General features: G+C 72.9%; 15 protein-coding genes. 3 read left to right on the forward strand and 12 right to left on the reverse strand.

What is annotated here, in order from left to right; translation table 11 throughout:
• Nucleotides 1-2: 2 nt before the first annotated feature.
• The 3 genes from recA to ACZ7EC_RS21620 all read right to left on the reverse strand — a co-directional run bounded on the left by recA (nucleotide 3) and on the right by ACZ7EC_RS21620 (nucleotide 3,017).
• Nucleotides 3-1,133, reverse strand: a complete 1,131-nt coding sequence (recA, locus tag ACZ7EC_RS21610; protein WP_471064760.1) for a recombinase RecA — start codon at nucleotides 1,131-1,133, stop codon at nucleotides 3-5.
• 279 nt (nucleotides 1,134-1,412) lie between these two features.
• Nucleotides 1,413-2,687, reverse strand: a complete 1,275-nt coding sequence (locus tag ACZ7EC_RS21615; protein WP_471064762.1) for an AI-2E family transporter — start codon at nucleotides 2,685-2,687, stop codon at nucleotides 1,413-1,415.
• 135 nt (nucleotides 2,688-2,822) lie between these two features.
• The gene (locus ACZ7EC_RS21620) at nucleotides 2,823-3,017 is read right to left on the reverse strand and encodes a DUF3046 domain-containing protein (RefSeq protein ID WP_471064764.1); all 195 of its coding nucleotides are present in this window, start codon (nucleotides 3,015-3,017) and stop codon (nucleotides 2,823-2,825) included.
• Between the two features lie 291 nt (nucleotides 3,018-3,308).
• Between ACZ7EC_RS21620 and ACZ7EC_RS21625 the strand changes: the two genes are divergently transcribed.
• Nucleotides 3,309-4,313, forward strand: a complete 1,005-nt coding sequence (locus ACZ7EC_RS21625) for a hypothetical protein (RefSeq protein WP_471064766.1) — start codon at nucleotides 3,309-3,311, stop codon at nucleotides 4,311-4,313.
• Nucleotides 4,314-4,405: 92 nt separating this feature from the next.
• Here ACZ7EC_RS21625 and ACZ7EC_RS21630 read toward each other — a convergent pair whose 3' ends face one another.
• From ACZ7EC_RS21630 to ACZ7EC_RS21640, 3 genes are read right to left on the reverse strand one after another with little or no spacing between them, the layout of a single operon-like run.
• Nucleotides 4,406-4,714 (reverse strand): AzlD domain-containing protein, encoded by a 309-nt coding sequence (locus ACZ7EC_RS21630; RefSeq protein ID WP_471064768.1) that lies wholly within the window; start codon nucleotides 4,712-4,714, stop codon nucleotides 4,406-4,408.
• Entirely contained in the window at nucleotides 4,711-5,538 is an 828-nt protein-coding gene (locus tag ACZ7EC_RS21635) for an AzlC family ABC transporter permease (RefSeq protein WP_471064770.1), read from the reverse strand. Before ACZ7EC_RS21635 ends, ACZ7EC_RS21630 begins: the two co-directional genes overlap by 4 nt.
• Nucleotides 5,539-5,560: 22 nt before the next feature.
• A complete protein-coding gene (locus ACZ7EC_RS21640; protein WP_471064771.1) occupies nucleotides 5,561-6,604 on the reverse strand; it encodes an AraC family transcriptional regulator in 1,044 nt (347 codons plus the stop codon).
• A gap of 109 nt (nucleotides 6,605-6,713) precedes the next feature.
• Here ACZ7EC_RS21640 and ACZ7EC_RS21645 point away from each other — a divergent pair, with 109 nt between their 5' ends.
• Nucleotides 6,714-11,681: an ATP-dependent helicase gene (locus ACZ7EC_RS21645; RefSeq protein ID WP_471064773.1), complete on the forward strand. Its 4,968-nt coding sequence runs from the start codon at nucleotides 6,714-6,716 to the stop codon at nucleotides 11,679-11,681.
• Between the two features lie 515 nt (nucleotides 11,682-12,196).
• Nucleotides 12,197-13,042 carry a DNA-formamidopyrimidine glycosylase family protein gene (locus tag ACZ7EC_RS21650; RefSeq protein WP_471064775.1) on the forward strand — a complete coding sequence of 282 codons (846 nt, stop codon included), beginning with the start codon at nucleotides 12,197-12,199 and terminating at the stop codon, nucleotides 13,040-13,042.
• 70 nt (nucleotides 13,043-13,112) lie between these two features.
• Here ACZ7EC_RS21650 and ACZ7EC_RS21655 read toward each other — a convergent pair whose 3' ends face one another.
• From ACZ7EC_RS21655 to rimO, 6 genes are all read right to left on the reverse strand, one after another.
• A complete protein-coding gene (locus ACZ7EC_RS21655) occupies nucleotides 13,113-13,391 on the reverse strand; it encodes a hypothetical protein (protein WP_471064777.1) in 279 nt (92 codons plus the stop codon).
• 59 nt (nucleotides 13,392-13,450) lie between these two features.
• Nucleotides 13,451-13,921 (reverse strand): Dps family protein, encoded by a 471-nt coding sequence (locus tag ACZ7EC_RS21660; protein ID WP_471064778.1) that lies wholly within the window; start codon nucleotides 13,919-13,921, stop codon nucleotides 13,451-13,453.
• A 186-nt stretch (nucleotides 13,922-14,107) separates the two neighbouring features.
• Nucleotides 14,108-14,482, reverse strand: coding sequence for a helix-turn-helix domain-containing protein (locus ACZ7EC_RS21665; RefSeq protein ID WP_070026017.1), 375 nt, complete (start codon nucleotides 14,480-14,482; stop codon nucleotides 14,108-14,110).
• A gap of 109 nt (nucleotides 14,483-14,591) precedes the next feature.
• Nucleotides 14,592-15,137, reverse strand: a complete 546-nt coding sequence (locus ACZ7EC_RS21670; protein ID WP_471064781.1) for a CinA family protein — start codon at nucleotides 15,135-15,137, stop codon at nucleotides 14,592-14,594.
• A complete protein-coding gene (gene pgsA / locus ACZ7EC_RS21675) occupies nucleotides 15,134-16,018 on the reverse strand; it encodes a CDP-diacylglycerol--glycerol-3-phosphate 3-phosphatidyltransferase (RefSeq protein ID WP_471064782.1) in 885 nt (294 codons plus the stop codon). The genes ACZ7EC_RS21670 and pgsA overlap by 4 nt, the downstream gene beginning before the upstream one ends.
• The gene (gene rimO / locus ACZ7EC_RS21680) at nucleotides 16,015-17,487 is read right to left on the reverse strand and encodes a 30S ribosomal protein S12 methylthiotransferase RimO (protein ID WP_471064784.1); all 1,473 of its coding nucleotides are present in this window, start codon (nucleotides 17,485-17,487) and stop codon (nucleotides 16,015-16,017) included. The genes pgsA and rimO overlap by 4 nt, the downstream gene beginning before the upstream one ends.
• Nucleotides 17,488-17,532: the final 45 nt, after the last annotated feature.

The following is a 17,532-nucleotide window of genomic DNA, read 5'->3' on the forward strand; positions in this document are numbered from 1 at the left end:
GGTCAGCTCTTGGCAGCGGCGGCCTTGGGCTTGGTGGCCTTGACGGCCGGGGTGGCCGCAGTGGCCGTCTTGGCGGTGTCCTCGGCCGGGGCGGCACCCGCGGCGTCCGCACCGGGCTCGGCCGACGGCTCCTCCGGCCGGACACCCACGCCCAGCTTCTCCTTGATCTTCTTCTCGATCTCGTTGGCCAGGTCGGGGTTGTCCTTGAGGAAGTTGCGCGCGTTCTCCTTGCCCTGGCCGAGCTGGTCGCCCTCGTACGTGTACCAGGCGCCGGCCTTGCGGACGAAGCCGTGCTCCACGCCCATGTCGATCAGGCCGCCCTCGCGGCTGATGCCCTGGCCGTAGAGGATGTCGAACTCGGCCTGCTTGAAGGGGGGCGCGACCTTGTTCTTGACGACCTTGCAGCGGGTGCGGTTGCCGACCGCCTCGGTGCCGTCCTTTAGGGTCTCGATGCGGCGGATGTCGATGCGCACCGAGGCGTAGAACTTCAGCGCCCGGCCACCGGTCGTGGTCTCCGGGGAGCCGAACATGACGCCGATCTTCTCGCGGAGCTGGTTGATGAAGATGGCGGTGGTCTTGGACTGGTTGAGCGCGCTGGTGATCTTCCGCAGCGCCTGGCTCATCAGACGGGCCTGGAGACCGACATGGCTGTCGCCCATCTCGCCCTCGATCTCCGCGCGCGGTACGAGCGCGGCGACGGAGTCGATGACGATCAGGTCGAGCGCGCCGGAGCGGACCAGCATGTCCACGATTTCCAGCGCCTGCTCGCCGTTGTCCGGCTGGGACAGGATGAGGTTGTCGATGTCGACGCCGAGCTTGCGCGCGTACTCGGGGTCGAGGGCGTGCTCGGCGTCCACGAAGGCGACCTGGCCGCCGGCCTTCTGCGCGTTCGCCACGGCGTGCAGCGTCAGGGTCGTCTTACCGGAGGACTCCGGTCCGTAGATCTCCACGACGCGGCCGCGCGGCAGACCACCGACGCCGAGAGCCACGTCGAGCGCGGTCGAGCCGGTCGAGATGACCTCGATGGGTTCCCTCGACCGCTCGCCCATGCGCATGACCGCGCCCTTGCCGAATTGTCGTTCAATCTGTGCGAGGGCGGCGTCGAGCGCCTTCTCGCGGTCGGTTCCTGCCATGGGTTCCACCCGGTTTGCTTGAGTCGATCGCTTCACGTCAAAGACGCTAGCGCCTGCCACTGACAATGCGTCCCGACGTCGGCCCGGCCTGTGGATAACCGGGGTGCATATCCACCCAAATCATGACCGAACCCCCGGTCCACAGCCGCGCCGGAGCCTTCATAAGAATGGATGTTCGATTTTCGTGTCAAGCGACACCCCGAGCGGTGCCCGAGCGAAGCCGAGCCGGTTGCGACCCCGAGCCCGGCGGGTCGACGCCCGGACGGAACCGGGAGGGCGCTAGCGCCGGGTGCGCGTGGCCCTGAGGCGGGCGAGGAGGCCGGGGGTGGTCTGGGGACGCGGGCGGTGTCCGTGTACACGAGGGTCGTCGGTGACGTCGTAACGCTTGACGTAGGCCCCCAGGAAGGCCTGGAGAGTGGCCACCGCGGGGATGGAGATCAGCGCGCCGACGGCGCCCAGCAGAGCCGTACCCACGATGACCGAGCCGAAGGCGACGGCGGGGTGGATGTCGACGCTCTTGGCGGTCAGCTTGGGCTGGAGCATGTAGTTCTCGAACTGCTGGTAGATCACGACGAAGACCAGCACCCACACCGCGTACCAGGGGGCGACGGTGAACGCGATCAGCATCGGCAGCGCACCCGCCAGATAGGTGCCGATGGTGGGGATGAACTGCGAGACCAGCCCCACCCAGACGCCGAGCACGGGCGCGTACGGCACGCCCAGGGCTTGCAGCAGGATGTAGTGCGCGATGCCGGAGACGAGCGCCATGAGGCCGCGCGAGTAGAGGTAGCCGCCCGTCTTGTCGACGGCTATCTCCCAGGCGCGCAGCACCTCGGACTGGCGCGCGGGCGGCAGCACCGAGCACAGGGCGCGGCGCAGCCGGGGGCCGTCGGCGGCGAAGTAGAACGAGAACAGCGCGATGGTCAGCAGCTGGAAGAGGCCGCCCAGCACCTGCTGGGAGACGTCGAGGACACCGGCGGCGCTGTTCTGCGCGTACTTGCGCAGCCAGTCGGAGTGGAGCAGCCCCTCCTGGACGTCGACCCGTCTGAGGTTGGCGTGGAAGGTCTGGTTGATCCAGTGGATGAGCGAGTCAAGGTAGTCCGGGAAGCCCTCGATCATCTTGATGATCTGGCCGGCCAGCATCGAACCGAGCAGGGTGACGAACCCCGCGGCGGCGATGGTGAGCAGGAAGAAGACGAGGAAGGTGGCGAGGCCCCTGCGCATGCCGCGGGCGGCCATCCGGCTCACCGCGGGCTCGACCGCCAAGGCCAGGAAGAACGCGATCAGGATGTTGATCAGCAGCCCGGTGAGCTGGTGGAAGGCCCAGCTGCCCAGCTGGAAGGCGGCGACCAGCGCGAGCGCGAGCACCATGGCACGCGGCAGCCAGCGCGGCATGCGGCCGGCCGCCGTACGACCATCCGGCAGACGGCCGTCGGCCGTGCGGCCAGCCGGCGTGACGGCGTCCGGAGCCGGCGGCCGGTCGGTCGTCGCCGTCGGGCCGGCCGGTGCCGTGGGCCGGGTGGGCTGCTCGGTGTCCTCGTCAGTGCGTGCCACGCGCCAAGTCTCGCCCACCCCACCGACAAACGGCGCCCACCTGCGGCTTTCGTGACCGATCAGTGCCGTAGCGTCGACTTCACATCGGACCTTCGGGGCATTCCACCCAAAATCGCCGGGGGAGCGGCGCCGGTGTCAGCGCCGCTCTCCCGGCACGTCCATGACCGCGCACACCACGCGCCACACGTCCTTGGCGTCCCAGCCGGCGTCCAGCGCCTCGTTCACCGTGCGGCCGCCCAGCTCCGACATCACGTGATCGCGGGCGAAGGTCTCGGCGTACCCCGGTCCGAAGTGTTCCGCCATCCGCTGCCAGAAGACCGTCAACCGCATGAATCCCGCTCCATACCCGCTATGACCTGAACGTTTCCCGCCTCTCGCGCCTCGCTCGCCCGCGTCGGGCAGAAAGCGCGTGTCTGTGCGCAGCGAAGAACGCGTGTACCCAGGAAGCGTAGAACGAGGGCGGGCGTACGGAGGGGCGCGGGAGGCGGGCGGCTCCCGCCGGGGAGGCGGCACCTTGTCCGAAGAGACCGTCAACCCCGTGCATCCGGTATCCCGCCCCTGAGAGTGGGGCCCGCCCGCGGACCGCTTGCCACGGCCGCATTCCGTCCTACGGTCTGACGCATGGCCGAAACCGGAGCTTCCCCACTCCCCTGCACGCCCCCGGCGCGCTCCCCGCTGTTCAGCGCGGAACAGTTCATGTGGCTCACCGCGCGCGTGCTGGAGCAGCGCCTTTTCGCGTACCACTTCCTGCGCGGCACCCCGGACGCGGTGGAGACGGCACTGGACGCCTACCGCAACGAGGACGGCGGTTACGGGCACGCCCTCGACCCCGATCTGCGCGGACCCGTGAGCCAGCCCCTGCACACCGCGCACGCGCTGCGCGTCCTGGACGCCGTCGGGCGCTGCGGCGGACAGCGGGTGGAGCGCGTGTGCCGCTATCTGACGTCCGTCTCCACGGCGGACGGCGCGCTGCCCGCGGTCCATCCGAGCGGGCGCGGGTATCCGGCGGCGCCCCGCGTCCACGGCTCTCCCACGGTCCCGGACGCGCCCGCCCGTGACGGCTCCCGCGGCTCGCTGGCGGCCACCGGCCCCGTGGTGGGGCTGCTGCACCGCAACGAGGTGTGGCACGCCTGGCTGTTCCGGGCCACCGACTTCTGCTGGCAGGCCGTGGCAGACCTGGAGGTACCGCGTCCTTACGAGGTGCTGGCCGCGGTGGCCTTCCTGGACTCCGTTCCCGACCGCCCGCGCGCGGAGGCCGCCGCGGACCGGCTCGGCCGCCTGGTGCGCGCGCAGCGGCTCGTCGTGCTGGACCCGGACCGCCCGGTGCCGCCCGGCCAGGCCACGGGTATGCACCACGTCCCCCAGCAGGCGGCGCGCCGGGGCGATCCGGGCGCGCGCCACTATCCGCACGATGTCGCCAGGAGCCCCGCTTCGCTCGCGCGCGCCTGGTTCACCGACGAGGAGATGGCCCGCTCCCTCGACCATCTGGCCGCCGGGCAGCAGGAGGACGGGGGCTGGCCGGCCCGCCGCCGTCCGTGGGCACCGGTCCCCGCCTTCGTGGCGCGCGCCCTGGCGACGATCGATGCCCTGTGCACCCTGCGGGCGTACGGCCGCTTCGTGGGCTGAGCCGGTTCACACCCGGTGCCGGTGTCGAAGCCGGTTCCGGGTCCGGAGCCGATATCCGTCCGGGTATACGTTCGGGCCCGAGGTGCGACGGCTCAGCCGCCGAGGGCCCGGACGCCCGCCGTCACCAGTACGGCCGCGGCGACGACCATCAGGAACGGCGCGCGCAGTACGAGGGCCACGGCGGCCGCTCCGAGCCCCGCGGCCCTGGCGTCCAGCAGCAGCGCGTGCCCCTGGGCGAACGTCTGCTGTGCGGTGAGCGCGGCGAGGAGGGCGACGGGCAGCAGGGCGGCGAGCCGCCGTACGACGGGCCGTTCGACGACGTGGGCCGGTACCAGCAGGCCTGCGAGCTTGACGGCATAGCAGCCGAGCACGGTCAGCCCGATCGCGATCCAGGTGTTCACCGGCCTTCCTCCACGACCTTGTCCGACGGGGTCTCCTTCAAGGCGTTCGATCCCTCCGGGGTTTCGCACGGGAATTCACGCAGAGCGGGGCCGTCCGGCGCGCGGCCTGGGCCTCCTTTTCCGCGCCGCCCCGGCATGAACAGGGCGAGCGGTGCGGCCAGCGCCGCCACCAGGACCGGCACCCCGGCCGGGAGCACGGGCAGCAGGCCGAGGCCCAGCAGCACCGCGAGGCCCGCGACCACGCGCTCGGTGACCGTCCTCAGCATCGGCGCGAGCAAGGCCAGGAACACCGCGGGGCCGGCCGCGTCCAGCCCCCAGGCACGTGTGTCGCCGATGGCTTTGGCGCCCAGGGCGCCGAGCAGGGTGGTGAGGTTCCACAGCACGTAGAGGGTGAGTCCGGTGACCGTGAAGCCGATCCGCGCGGCGCGCCGGGTGGGCTGCGCCAGGGTGACCGCCGTGGTCTCGTCGATCACCCACTGGGCGGCGAACGGCCGCACCGCGCGCGGCAGGGCGAGGAGCTGCGAAAGGCGCAGCCCGTAGAACGTGTTGCGCACGCCCAGGAAGAAGGCGCCGGCCGCCGCCGTGTACGGGTTGCCCCCGGCGGCCAGCGCGCCGACCAGAGCGAACTGGGAGGCGCCGGTGAACACCAGAAGGCTGAGCGCGCAGGTCTGGAGGAGCCCGAGCCCGCCGCCCGCCGAGGTCACCCCGAAGGCGAACCCGGACAGGCCCACGGCGACGCCGACTCCGAGGGCGTCCCGTACGACCGCCGCGTCGGGCTTGGCCGCGCCGTCCGCCATGTCCACTGGTGCTGTCTGCTGTGCCATGTGGGGACGGTACGAGCGGACATCAGACCGAGTCTTGTACGTTCTTGCGACCCAGCGTGTTCGCGCGCTCGCGTACGCCGCCGCGCTCGCGCTGGTAGGCGCCCGGCGGCACGCCGACGATCCGGGCGAAATGCCGGTTGAGATGCGGCTGGTCGGTGAAGCCGACGGCGATGGCCGCCTCGGCGGGCCGGGTCCCGGAGTCCAGGAGCAGGCGCGCGCGGCGCACGCGGGCGTCGGTCAGCCAGACGTGCGGCGGCATACCGTAGCTGTCGCGGAAGGCCCGCAACAGCGCGAACGGGCTGGTCCCCAGCTCGGTGGCGAGCCGCTCCAGGCTCGGCGGCTCGGCCATGCGCTCCTCGAGCACGGCCCGCGCGCGGGCCGCGATCCGCGCCCCTGCCGTGCGCGGCCGCCGCTCGGGCAGCGTGCCGCCGTTCAGCCGGAGCAGCCGGGTGACGGCGACCCGGAGCAGGGTGTCGGCGGCCAGCGCGTTGCCCTCCTCGGCGGCGCGCAGCACCTGGTGGACGAGGCGGACGGTGGCGGGGTCGTCGAGGACCGGGCTGACGAAGCCGGGGGTGCCGCGCAGGGTGCTGGTCTCGGCCGCTATCGCCGCCACCACCTCGGGCGCCGGGTAGACCGCGCCGTACCGCCAGCCCTCCGGGACCCCGGCCCGGCCGGTGTGCGGGGTGTCCGGGTTGACCAGCGCGAGCGCCCCCGCGCCCGCAAAGACGTCGGAGCCGCGGTGATGGAAGACCTCGACGCCGTCGGCGATGGCGGCGATCACGAAGTTCTCGTGGGTGTGCCGGACGAACGTCTTGTGGACGTACCGGGCGCGCAGCAGGTCGACGCCCGGCAGCTCCTCGTAGCGCCAGTGCCGAGCCTGCTCCACCGCCCGACCCACCCGGCCCGCCCGCTCCACCGCCCGACGCGTCCGGTCGCGGGACGGGCGTTCTTCGCGGGACGGGCGTTCTTCGCGGGACGGGCGTTCGTCGCGGGACGGGAAGTCGTCGTGGGACGGACGGTCGTCGCGGGGCGAGCGGTCGTCCTGCCGTCCAGCCGTGCCTGCCATGGGTCCATTGTCCGTCGCGGCGGCCGGCCCCCGCCCCTCGCCGGTCCGCCACGTCGGGTCATTTGCCCAGGTCAGCACGATTGTCAGTGGTCGGGTGCAGGATGGACGCATGGTCAGCTCCGCACACCGGGCCCTCGACGGCTTCTCCCCCGCGACCCGCGGTTGGTTCACGGGGGCCTTCTCCGCGCCCACCGCGGCCCAGGCGGGCGCGTGGGGTGCCATCCAGGCGGGTTCGGACGTGCTGGTGGTCGCCCCGACCGGCTCCGGCAAGACGCTGGCCGCCTTCCTGGCCGCCCTGGACCAGCTCGCCTCCACCCCGCCCCCGGCCGACCCGCGCAAGCGCTGCCGGGTGCTGTACGTGTCACCGCTGAAGGCCCTCGCCGTCGACGTCGAGCGCAATCTGCGCAGCCCGCTGACCGGGATCCGGCAGGAGTCCGTCCGCCTCGGTCTGCCGGAGCCCGAGATCAAGGTCGGCATCCGCTCCGGCGACACCCCGGCCGCCGAGCGCCGCGCCCTGTCCACACGCCCGCCGGACATCCTGATCACGACGCCCGAGTCGCTGTTCCTGATGCTGACCTCCGCCACCCGCGACGCGCTCACGGGCGTGGAGACGGTGATCCTGGACGAGGTGCACGCGGTCGCGGGCACCAAGCGCGGCGCCCATCTCGCGCTCACCCTGGAGCGCCTCGACGAACTGCTGCCGAAGCCGGCCCGGCGGATCGGCCTGTCGGCGACCGTGCGCCCGGTGGACGAGATCGCGCGCTATCTCTCGCCGCACCGCAAGGTGGAGATCGTCCAGCCGGAGTCCGGCAAGGAGTTCGACCTCTCGGTGGTCGTGCCGATCGAGGACATGGGCGAGCTGGGAGGCTCCCCGGCCACCGACGCGGCCGACGGCGGGGACCGCCCGTCGATCTGGCCGCATGTGGAGGAGCGGATCGCCGACCTGGTCCAGTCGCACCGCTCCACCATCGTCTTCGCCAACTCCCGCCGCCTGGCCGAGCGCCTGTGCAACCGGCTCAACGAAATCGCCTACGAGCGTGCGACGGGCGAGCCGCTGGCGGAGCACCACTCCCCGGCCCAGCTCATGGGCGGCTCGGGCGCGGCCCAGGGCGCGCCCCCGGTGATCGCCCGCGCCCATCACGGCTCGGTGTCCAAGGAGCAGCGCGCGCTGGTCGAGGAGGACCTGAAGGCGGGCCGGCTGCCCGCCGTGGTCGCCACCTCCAGCCTGGAGCTGGGCATCGACATGGGCGCCGTCGATCTCGTCGTCCAAGTGGAGTCCCCGCCCTCGGTGGCCTCGGGGCTCCAGCGCGTCGGCCGCGCCGGACACCAGGTGGGCGCGGTCTCCACCGGTGTGGTCTTTCCCAAGTACCGGGGCGACCTGGTGCAGGCGGCCGTGGTGACCGAGCGGATGCGTGCGGGCGCCATCGAGTCCCTCAAGGTGCCCGCGAACCCCCTGGACGTGCTCGCGCAGCAGCTCGTCGCCATGACGGCGCTGGACACCTGGCAGTTCGACGACCTGCTCGCCCTGGTCCGCCGCGCGGCCCCCTTCGCCTCGCTCCCGGAGTCGGCGTTCACCGCGGTCCTCGACATGCTCGCGGGCCGCTACCCCTCGGACGCGTTCGCGGAGCTGCGCCCCCGCGTGGTGTGGGACCGCGTGGCCGGCACCATCACCGGCCGCCCCGGCGCCCAGCGGCTGGCCGTCACCTCCGGCGGCACCATCCCGGACCGCGGCCTGTTCGGGGTCTTCCTCGCCGGCTCCGACCCCAAGAAGGGCGGCGGCCGGGTCGGCGAGCTGGACGAGGAGATGGTCTACGAGTCCCGCGTGGGCGACGTCTTCACCCTGGGCACCAGTTCGTGGCGCATCGAGGACATCACCCGCGACCGGGTCCTGGTCTCCCCCGCGCCGGGCGTGCCGGGCCGGCTGCCCTTCTGGAAGGGCGACCAGCTCGGCCGCCCGCTCGAACTGGGCCGCGCGGTGGGCGCCTTCCTGCGCGAGGTCGGCTCGCTGCCCGAGGAAGACGCCCGGCCGCGCCTGCTCGCCGCGGGCCTGGACACCTGGGCGGCGGACAATGTGCTGGCGTATCTGCGGGAGCAGCGCGAGGCCTGCGGCCATGTCCCGGACGACCGTACGATCGTCGTGGAGCGCTTCCGCGACGAACTGGGCGACTGGCGGGTCGTCGTCCACTCCCCCTTCGGCGCCCAGGTGCACGCCCCCTGGGCTCTCGCGCTCGGCGCCCGGCTGTCCGAGCGGTACGGCATGGACGCCCAGGTGATGCACGCCGACGACGGCATCGTGCTGCGCCTGCCCGACGCCGACCTGATGGGCCTGGACCTGCTCGATCAGGAGTCCGTGAAGCCGGGCGCGCCCTTCCCCGCGGACAGCGAGCAGGCTCCCGTGGGCGCGGCGGACGTCGCCTTCGACAAGGGCGAGGTCGACCAGGTGGTCACCGAGCAGGTCGGCGGCTCGGCCCTGTTCGCCTCCCGGTTCCGGGAGTGCGCGGCGCGTGCCCTGCTGCTGCCGCGCCGCAGTCCCGGCAAGCGCACCCCGCTGTGGCAGCAGCGCCAGCGCGCGGCCCAACTACTCCAGGTGGCGAGCGAGTTCGGCTCGTTCCCGATCGTCCTGGAGGCCGTCCGCGAATGCCTCCAGGACGTCTTCGACGTGCCGGGCCTGGCCGAGCTGATGGGCGACATCGAGTCCCGCAAGGTGCGGCTGGTCGAGGTCACCACCCCGGAGCCGTCCCCCTTCGCCCGCTCCCTGCTGTTCGGGTATGTCGCCCAGTTCCTGTACGAGGGCGACTCCCCGCTGGCCGAGCGCCGGGCCGCCGCGCTCTCCCTGGACTCCCGGCTGCTGGCCGAACTGCTCGGCCAGGCGGAGCTGCGCGAACTGCTCGACGCCGACGTGCTGACCGAGCTGGAGCGCGAACTCCAATGGCTCACCGAGGACCGCCGGATCAAGGACGCGGAGGGCGTCGCCGACGTACTGCGGCTGCTCGGCCCGCTCACGGAGGCCGAGTTGGTCGCGCGGGGCGCCGATCCGCACTGGGTGCGGGAGCTGGCCGGGGCCCGCCGGGCGATCAAGGTCCGGATCTCCGGCGCCGACCACTGGGCGGCGATCGAGGACGCGGGCCGGCTGCGCGACGCGCTCGGCACCGCGCTGCCCGTCGGCGTGCCCGAAGCCTTCACCGAACCGGTCAAGGACCCCCTGGGCGACCTCCTCGCCCGCTATGCCCGTACGCACGGCCCGTTCACCTCGGCCACCGCCGCCGACCGCTTCGGCCTGGGCGTGGCGATCACCGACGGCGCCCTCCAGCGGCTCGCCGCGAGCGGCCGGGTGGTGCAGGGCGAGTTCCATCCTGCGGGCATCGGCCAGGAGTGGTGTGACGCCACGGTGCTGCGGCGACTGCGCCGCCGCTCCCTGGCGGCGCTGCGGCACGAACTGGAGCCCGTACCGCCCGCCGCGCTCGCCCAGTTCCTGCCGCAGTGGCAGCACATCGGCAAGGGGCACGGTCTGCGCGGCGTCGACGGACTGGTCCGCGCGATCGAGCAGTTGCAGGGCGCCTCCGTGCCCGCCTCCGCGCTGGAGAAGCTGGTCCTGCCGTCACGGGTGGCGAACTACACGCCGTCGATGCTGGACGAGTTGACCGCCGCCGGCGAGGTGGTCTGGGCCGGCGCGGGCGCCCTGCCCGGCAAGGACGGCTGGGTCTCGCTCTATCTGGCGGACGCGGCGCCCCTGCTGCTCCCGCCGCCGCACCCGCTGGAGCTGACGGCGCTGCACCAGTCCGTCCTGGACGCGCTGTCCGGTGGCTACGGCCTGTTCTTCCGGCAGATCGCCGACCAGGTCCGCGCCACCACCCACCCCGAGGCCACCGATCCCCAACTGGCCGACGCCCTCTGGGACCTAGCCTGGTCGGGCCGGCTCACCAACGACACACTGGCACCGCTGCGCTCCCTGCTGGGCTCGGGCCGTACGGCGGGTTCGACCGCCCACCGGGCCAAACGTGCCGCGCCGCGCGGCCGGTACGGCTCCCTGACGGCCGCGGCGCGTACGGCATCCCGTACCGGCCCGCCGACCGTCGCGGGACGCTGGTCCCTGCTGCCCGCGGCCGAGCCGGACCCCACCGTGCGCGCGCACGCGCTGGCCCGCACCCTGCTGGACCGGCACGGCGTGGTGACCCGCGGGGCCGTCGCCGCGGAGGGCGTGGAGGGCGGTTTCTCGGCGGTGTACCGGGTGCTGTCCGCCTTCGAGGACAGCGGCCAGGCCAGGCGCGGATATGTGGTCGAGGGGCTCGGCGCGGCCCAGTTCGCCATGGACGGCGCGGTGGACCGGCTGCGCGCGGTGTCCAACGCGCGGGACCGCGGCGAGTCCCTGCCGGCCCCGGCAACCGGCTTCCCGGCGGCAGGATTCACCGATCCGAACGGCTTCCCTGCCACCGACGGCGGCCCGCACGGCCACGCCGCGTCCCCTTCCGCCGCCGACGCGGGGTTCGCCCACCCCGGTCTCGACGGCGACTTCACCTGGCCGCCGGCCGACCCCGGCGGCCACGAATCCCCCCGCGACCTCGCCGACCCCTTCGCCACCCCCGGCTACGGCGGCCCACGGGGCGGGGGAGCCACCGGCTACGGCTCGGGCTCCACCTGGGGGGACCCCGGCCCGCAGCGGACCCGCGGCCGGGACCGTGCCGCCGACTCCCGTGCCGTCGTCCTCGCCGCGGCCGACCCGGCGAACGCGTACGGCGCGGCCCTGTCCTGGCCCGAGCCACCGACCGGTGCCGGGCACAAGCCGGGCCGCAAGGCGGGTTCCCTGGTCGTCCTGGTGGAGGGCGAGCTGACGCTGTACATGGAGCGCGGCGGCAAGACCCTCCTCGCCTGGCCGGTCACCCCGGACACCGGGGCCACGGACGACCCCCGCCTGCGGACGGCCGCCGAAACCCTGGCCGCCGCCGCCCGCGCCGGCTCCCTCGGCACGGTCACCGTGGAGCGGATCAACGGCACCTCCGCCCTGACCTCCCCCATAGGCACCCTCCTGGAATCAGCGGGATTCGTGGCCACCCCGCGGGGCCTGCGCCTGAGAGCGTGAACCGAGACGGGCGACCAGCCGGGCCGACGGACGGCGGACCGCTGGCTGCGAGACCCGCGGGGCCCGCTCCGGGGGGCCTGGGCTCGGAGGCGGCTCCTCCGTCCGCCTGGAGGCCCCCGCCCCGGCGGCCCTCCGGGGCGGGGCCCCAGGCGGGCGGAGGCCGCCGAGGACGGAGGGCCGACCAAGGACAGCGGCCGTCGGCCGCTCCGCCAGACGGGGGACCCTCTGGCTGCCAGACCCGTGCGGGTGCCCCGGCATAGGCCGAGCCTCGGGGTCGGCCGCCAGACCTGCAGGGGCCAGGGCCGGGGCCGCAGATCAGTCGGACGGCGTCTGCCCCCGCCACCACCGACGCGCTCCGCCCCCGGCCACCACCACCGACGCGCTCCCTGCCGTCCTGCCGGACAGCCGCCCCCTGAACCACCGGCCCCCTCCCCTCGCGCCTCTCCCCCTCGGGCCGCCCCGACCGCTGTCCTCCCGCACCGCCCCCCTCTCCCCCACCGTGGCACCCTTGACCCATGCCCGAAGGTGACACGGTCTGGCAGGCCGCGCGGCGGCTGCATGAGGCGCTCGCGGGTGAGGTACTGACCCGCAGCGACTTCCGGGTGCCGAAATACGCGACCGTCGATCTCACCGGCCGACGGGTACTGAGCACCATCCCGCGCGGCAAACACCTGCTCACCCGGTTCGAGGGCGGCCTCAGCCTGCACACGCATCTGCGCATGGAGGGCGCGTGGAAGGTGTACGGCACGGGCGAGCGCTGGCGCGGCGGTCCGGGGCACCAGATCCGCGCAATCCTCGGTACCGTCGACCGGACCGCCGTCGGATACCGCCTCCAAGTGCTCGAACTGCTGCGCACCACCAAGGAGGAGCGGGTGGTGGGCCACCTCGGTCCCGATCTGCTCGGCCCCGACTGGGACCCGGAGCACGCGCTGGCCAATCTGCGCACGGACCCCGCCCGCCCTCTCGGCGAGGCCCTGCTCGACCAGCGCAATCTGGCCGGGATCGGCAATATCTACAAGAGCGAACTGTGCTTCCTGCTCGGCGCCACCCCCTGGCTGCCGGTCGGCGCGCTCCCCGCGGACCGCGCCGAGAAGCTGCCCGAACTCGCCCACCGCCTGCTGGTGGCCAACCGCGACCGCCCGGTCCGCCAGACCACCGGCCTGCGCCACCAGGACCTGTTCGTCTACGGCCGCGCGCCCCGCCCTTGCCTGCGCTGTCATACCCCGGTCCGCGTGGCCGACCAGGGGGACGGCTCCCAGGACCGCCCCACCTACTGGTGTCCCACCTGTCAGACCGGACCCGCCCCGGCACCGGGCGCCCCCCAGCGCTGGCGCGAGCGCCACCGCCGTACCCCCACCTGAAAACCGAAGAACCAGACCGGAGCAGCCTCAAGGACAAGCTCGAAGCTGCCGATCCGACGAGCCTCACCTGTCACAGATCGGGCATTTCCTCCGAAGGGCCCCGCGCGGAAAGCCCACCGGCGTCGGCCTCCCCCGCCCGCCACGCCGCCGCCTCTTCCCCTGGCGCCTCCGTCCCCGCCCTCCTCCGCGGAGCGCAGTGCACCGGCAGCACGCTGAGTCCCCATCCGCCGGCCGCGACGGCGCCCTCCAGCACCCCCGTGCCCTGTCCGAGGGCGAGCCGCAGCACGGCCCACCACCACACCGCGCCGCACACCAGCGCCACGGCCCAGCGCACCGGCCGCCGCGTCATGCCCACCACCTCCCGCCGGACGCCGGCTCACACCCGCTTTCCGGCGGCACCGGCGGACGCTACGCGTTCTCCGCCTGGAACATCCAGTGATGCTTCTCCAGGTCGGCGGTGATCCCGATGAAGATGTCCTGGGACACCGGATCCGGTTCCCCGGTCGCGTGGACGCGCTCCCGCATCCGGGTGATGACGGCGCCGAGGGCGTCCACCATCGCCCCGACCGCGTCCCCGTCCTTGATCCAGCCCGACGGGGCGGTCTTGATACCGCTGGTCGAGGACACCGTGGCGGCGCGGCCGTCGGGCGGGACGCCCAGCGCCGAGGCCCGCTCGGCCACCGTGTCGGAGTGGGTGCGGGCGGAGGCGACGACCTCGTCCAGTTGCAAATGGACGGAGCGGAAGCGCGGCCCGACGATGTTCCAGTGGATCTGCTTGGCGACCAGGGAGAGGTCCACCAGGTCGACCAGGGCCCCCTGGAGCGCCTCGGCCACGGTCTTCAGATCCGCGTCGGCCAACGGGCTTTTCACGACGTACATCCGCTTCCTCCGGCGCTCCGGCGGCCCTCACGGCCGGCATGTCCCTCCACCATGACCGCCCCACCGGACTCCGGCAAACGGACGAAGCCCCGGCCGCGCTTCCCGGTTCACCCGAGAAGCCCGGTCGGGGCCTCGTCCATGTCTGGCTGTGTCTGGCCGTGCCCGTCGGGCGCGGCGCCGCGTGTGTCAGGCGGCGACCACGTCCACCGCCTTCGCGGGCGCCTTGATGGTCACCCGTTCCGGTGGCACACCGGTCACCGAGACGGAACCCAGCATCGGACGGACCGGCGTGGGTACGGGCTCGGTGGCCGCGGCGGACTGGGCCAGTTCGGCGAGCGCCAGTTCGTCGCTCACTTCACGCATGAGTTCCGACATCCGTACGTCCAGCGCGTCGCAGATGGCGGAGAGCAGCTCGGAGGAAGCCTCCTTCTGCCCCCGCTCCACCTCGGAGAGATAGCCGAGTGAGACTCGGGCGGACGAGGAGACTTCGCGCAGAGTACGGCCCTGGCGTTGGCGCTGCCGACGCAGCACGTCACCCAGCAGGCGACGGAGCAGAATCATCGGTGGCTCCCTCCTCGGACCGCGTAGCCGCATCCTTCTCGCCCCACCGTACCGCCTCGCGCTGCGGCCGTGCGGGGAGCGATGTCGTGTTCACTCAGGGCTGCAAACATCAAAACCCCCCGTTCCGTTCCGTATCCTGTGCCCGCTCATTCCCGAACTGTTCGCCCGCAATCCGCTCCAGGAGCAGTGCGAGTACGCTCCGTACACTCTCCCTACGAATTTCCGTACGGCTGCCGTTCAACCGCAGGGCCTCCACTTTTCCGCCACCGGCGGAAGGCGCGACGGCTGTCAGCGGGCCGTCAGCGGCCACGAAAACCGTGCCGACCGGTTGGCCGTCCTGCGGGTCGGGGCCCGCGACACCGGTGGTCGCGATACCCCAGTCGGCGTCCAGAGCCTTGCGCACCCCGGCCGCCATCTGGGCCGCGACCTGCGGGTCCACCGCTCCGCGCCGCTCCAGTAGAGCCGCGTCGACGCCCAGCAGCCGGTGCTTGAGCTCCGTGGCGTAGGCGGTGACCGAGCCACGGAACACCTTGGAGGCTCCGGGCACCGCGGTGATCTCCGCCGCCACCAGGCCACCCGTGAGCGACTCGGCGACCGCGAGCGTCTCGCCCCTCACCGTCAGTAGTCGCACCAGTTCGGTGGCCGGGGAACTCACGCTTCCGTCTCCTCCAACGCCGCCGCGCGCTCGGCAATTCCCTGCCTGCGCAGCACAATGGCTTGTCTTACATAGTCGAGACCGGTCACAACGGTCAGCACGACCGCCGCGGCCATCACCCAGAACCGCAGGGTGGCCAGCCATCCGGTCAGCGCCAGCACATACATGCCGACGGCCACGCCCTGGGTCAGGGTCTTCAGCTTGCCGCCGCGACTGGCCGGGATCACGCCATAGCGAATGACCAGAAAACGCATCAGGGTGATGCCGAGTTCCCGGCCGAGGATCACGATCGTCACCCACCACGGCAGATCCCCGAGGGAGGACAGGCAGATCAGCGCCGCGCCCATGATCGCCTTGTCGGCGATGGGGTCGGCGATCTTACCGAAGTCGGTGACCAGGTTGTAGGTACGCGCGAGATGACCGTCGAACAGGTCGGTGATCATGGCGATGGCGAAGGCGGCCCAGGCCAGCGAGCGCCAGGCCGGGTCGTAACCGCCGTTCGCCAGCATCAGCGCCACGAAGCCGGGCACCAGGACTAGCCGCAGCATGGTCAGCAGATTGGCGACGTTCCAGACGCTCGCCTGGTTGACCGCCGCCGCCGTGATCTTGCCACCGCGCGCCGGCCTGCCCTCGGCCGTCGCCTCGGCGTCGGCGGCGGACCGGCCCGACGCGGACCGGGCGGCGGCGGAACGCCCGGAGCCGGACCGGTCGGAGCCGGACCGGTCGGAGCCTTCGGCGGCGGACCGGTCGGCAGCGGCTTCACCGGGAGCGGACGCGGAACCGGAGACCTCGGACGCAACGCCGTCGGCAGCGGCGGCATCGCTCCGCGCGCCCCGCGCGCCGGAGGAGCCGCCCGCGGCGGATGCCGGGACTCCGGTCATCTGCCCGCCTCCTCACTACACGCGAGCGAGCCGGTCAGCGGCTCGGCCACCAGGTCGACACCCTCCGTACCGACCACCTTCGCCTCGACCATACGTCCGACGACGAGGCCCTCGCCGCTCGTGAGCAGCACCTGGCCGTCGGTCTCGGGCGCCTGGTGCGCGCCGCGGCCGTACACGCCCTCCTGCTCGTCCACCGACTCCACCAGGACGTGCACGCTCTCGCCGACGCGCTCCTCGGCGCGCTGCGAGACCAGTTCCTCGGCCAGCCGGGACATGTGGGCCAGGCGCTCGGCCACCACGTCCTCGTCCAGCTTGTTGTCGTAGGTGGCCGCCTCGGTGCCCTCCTCGTCGGAGTAACCGAAGACGCCGATGGCGTCCAGGCGGGCGCCGTTGAGGAAGCGCTCCAGTTCGGCGAGGTCCGACTCGCTCTCGCCGGGGAAGCCGACGATGAAGTTGGAGCGCACGCCGGCCTCGGGAGCCTTGGAGCGGATGGTGTCGAGCAGCTCCAGGAAGCGGTCGGTGTCGCCGAAGCGGCGCATGGAGCGCAGCACACCGGGCGCCGAGTGCTGGAAGGACAGGTCGAAGTACGGCGCGACCTTGGGCGTCGAGGTGAGGACGTCGATCAGTCCGGGGCGCATCTCGGCCGGCTGGAGGTAGCTCACCCGGACCCGCTCGATGCCGTCGATCCCGGCCAGCTCGGGCAGCAGGGACTCCAGCAGGCGGATGTCGCCGAGGTCCTTGCCGTACGACGTGTTGTTCTCGGAGACGAGCATGATCTCCTTCACGCCCTGCTCGGCCAGCCAGCGCGACTCGTTGAGGACGTCGCTGGGGCGGCGGGAGATGAAGGAGCCGCGGAAGGACGGGATGGCGCAGAAGGAGCAGCGCCGGTCGCAGCCGGAGGCGAGCTTCACCGAGGCGACCGGGGCGCCGTCCAGGCGGCGGCGCAGCGGCGCGCGGGGCCCGGAGGCGGGCGCGACGCCCTCGGGCAGGTCGGCGGGGCCGTGGCCGGGCAGCGCGACCGAGGCGGCCGAGTCCTGGCGCTCGGCCGGGCTGATCGGCAGCAGCTTGCGGCGGTCGCGCGGGGTGTGCGAGGCGTGGATGCCGCCGGACAGGATGGTCTGGAGGCGGTCGGAGATGTCGGTGTAGTCGTCGAAACCGAGCACACCGTCGGCCTCGGGCAGCGCCTCGGCGAGTTCCTTGCCGTACCGCTCGGCCATGCAGCCCACCGCCACGACGGCCTGGGTTCTGCCATGGTTCTTGAGGTCGTTGGCCTCGAGGAGGGCGTCGACGGAGTCCTTCTTGGCGGCCTCGACGAAGCCACAGGTGTTGACGACGGCGACGTCGGCGTCCGCGGCGTCCTCGACCAGCTGCCAGCCGTCCGCCTCCAAACGGCCTGCGAGCTCCTCGGAATCCACCTCGTTACGAGCGCAGCCGAGAGTGACGAGTGCGACGGTACGGCGTTCAGGCATGGGCTCAAGAGTACTTTGTCTCACCGACAGCCCATGTCGACGGGG

The sequence above is a fragment of the Streptomyces sp. NPDC037203 genome (assembly GCF_055605065.1).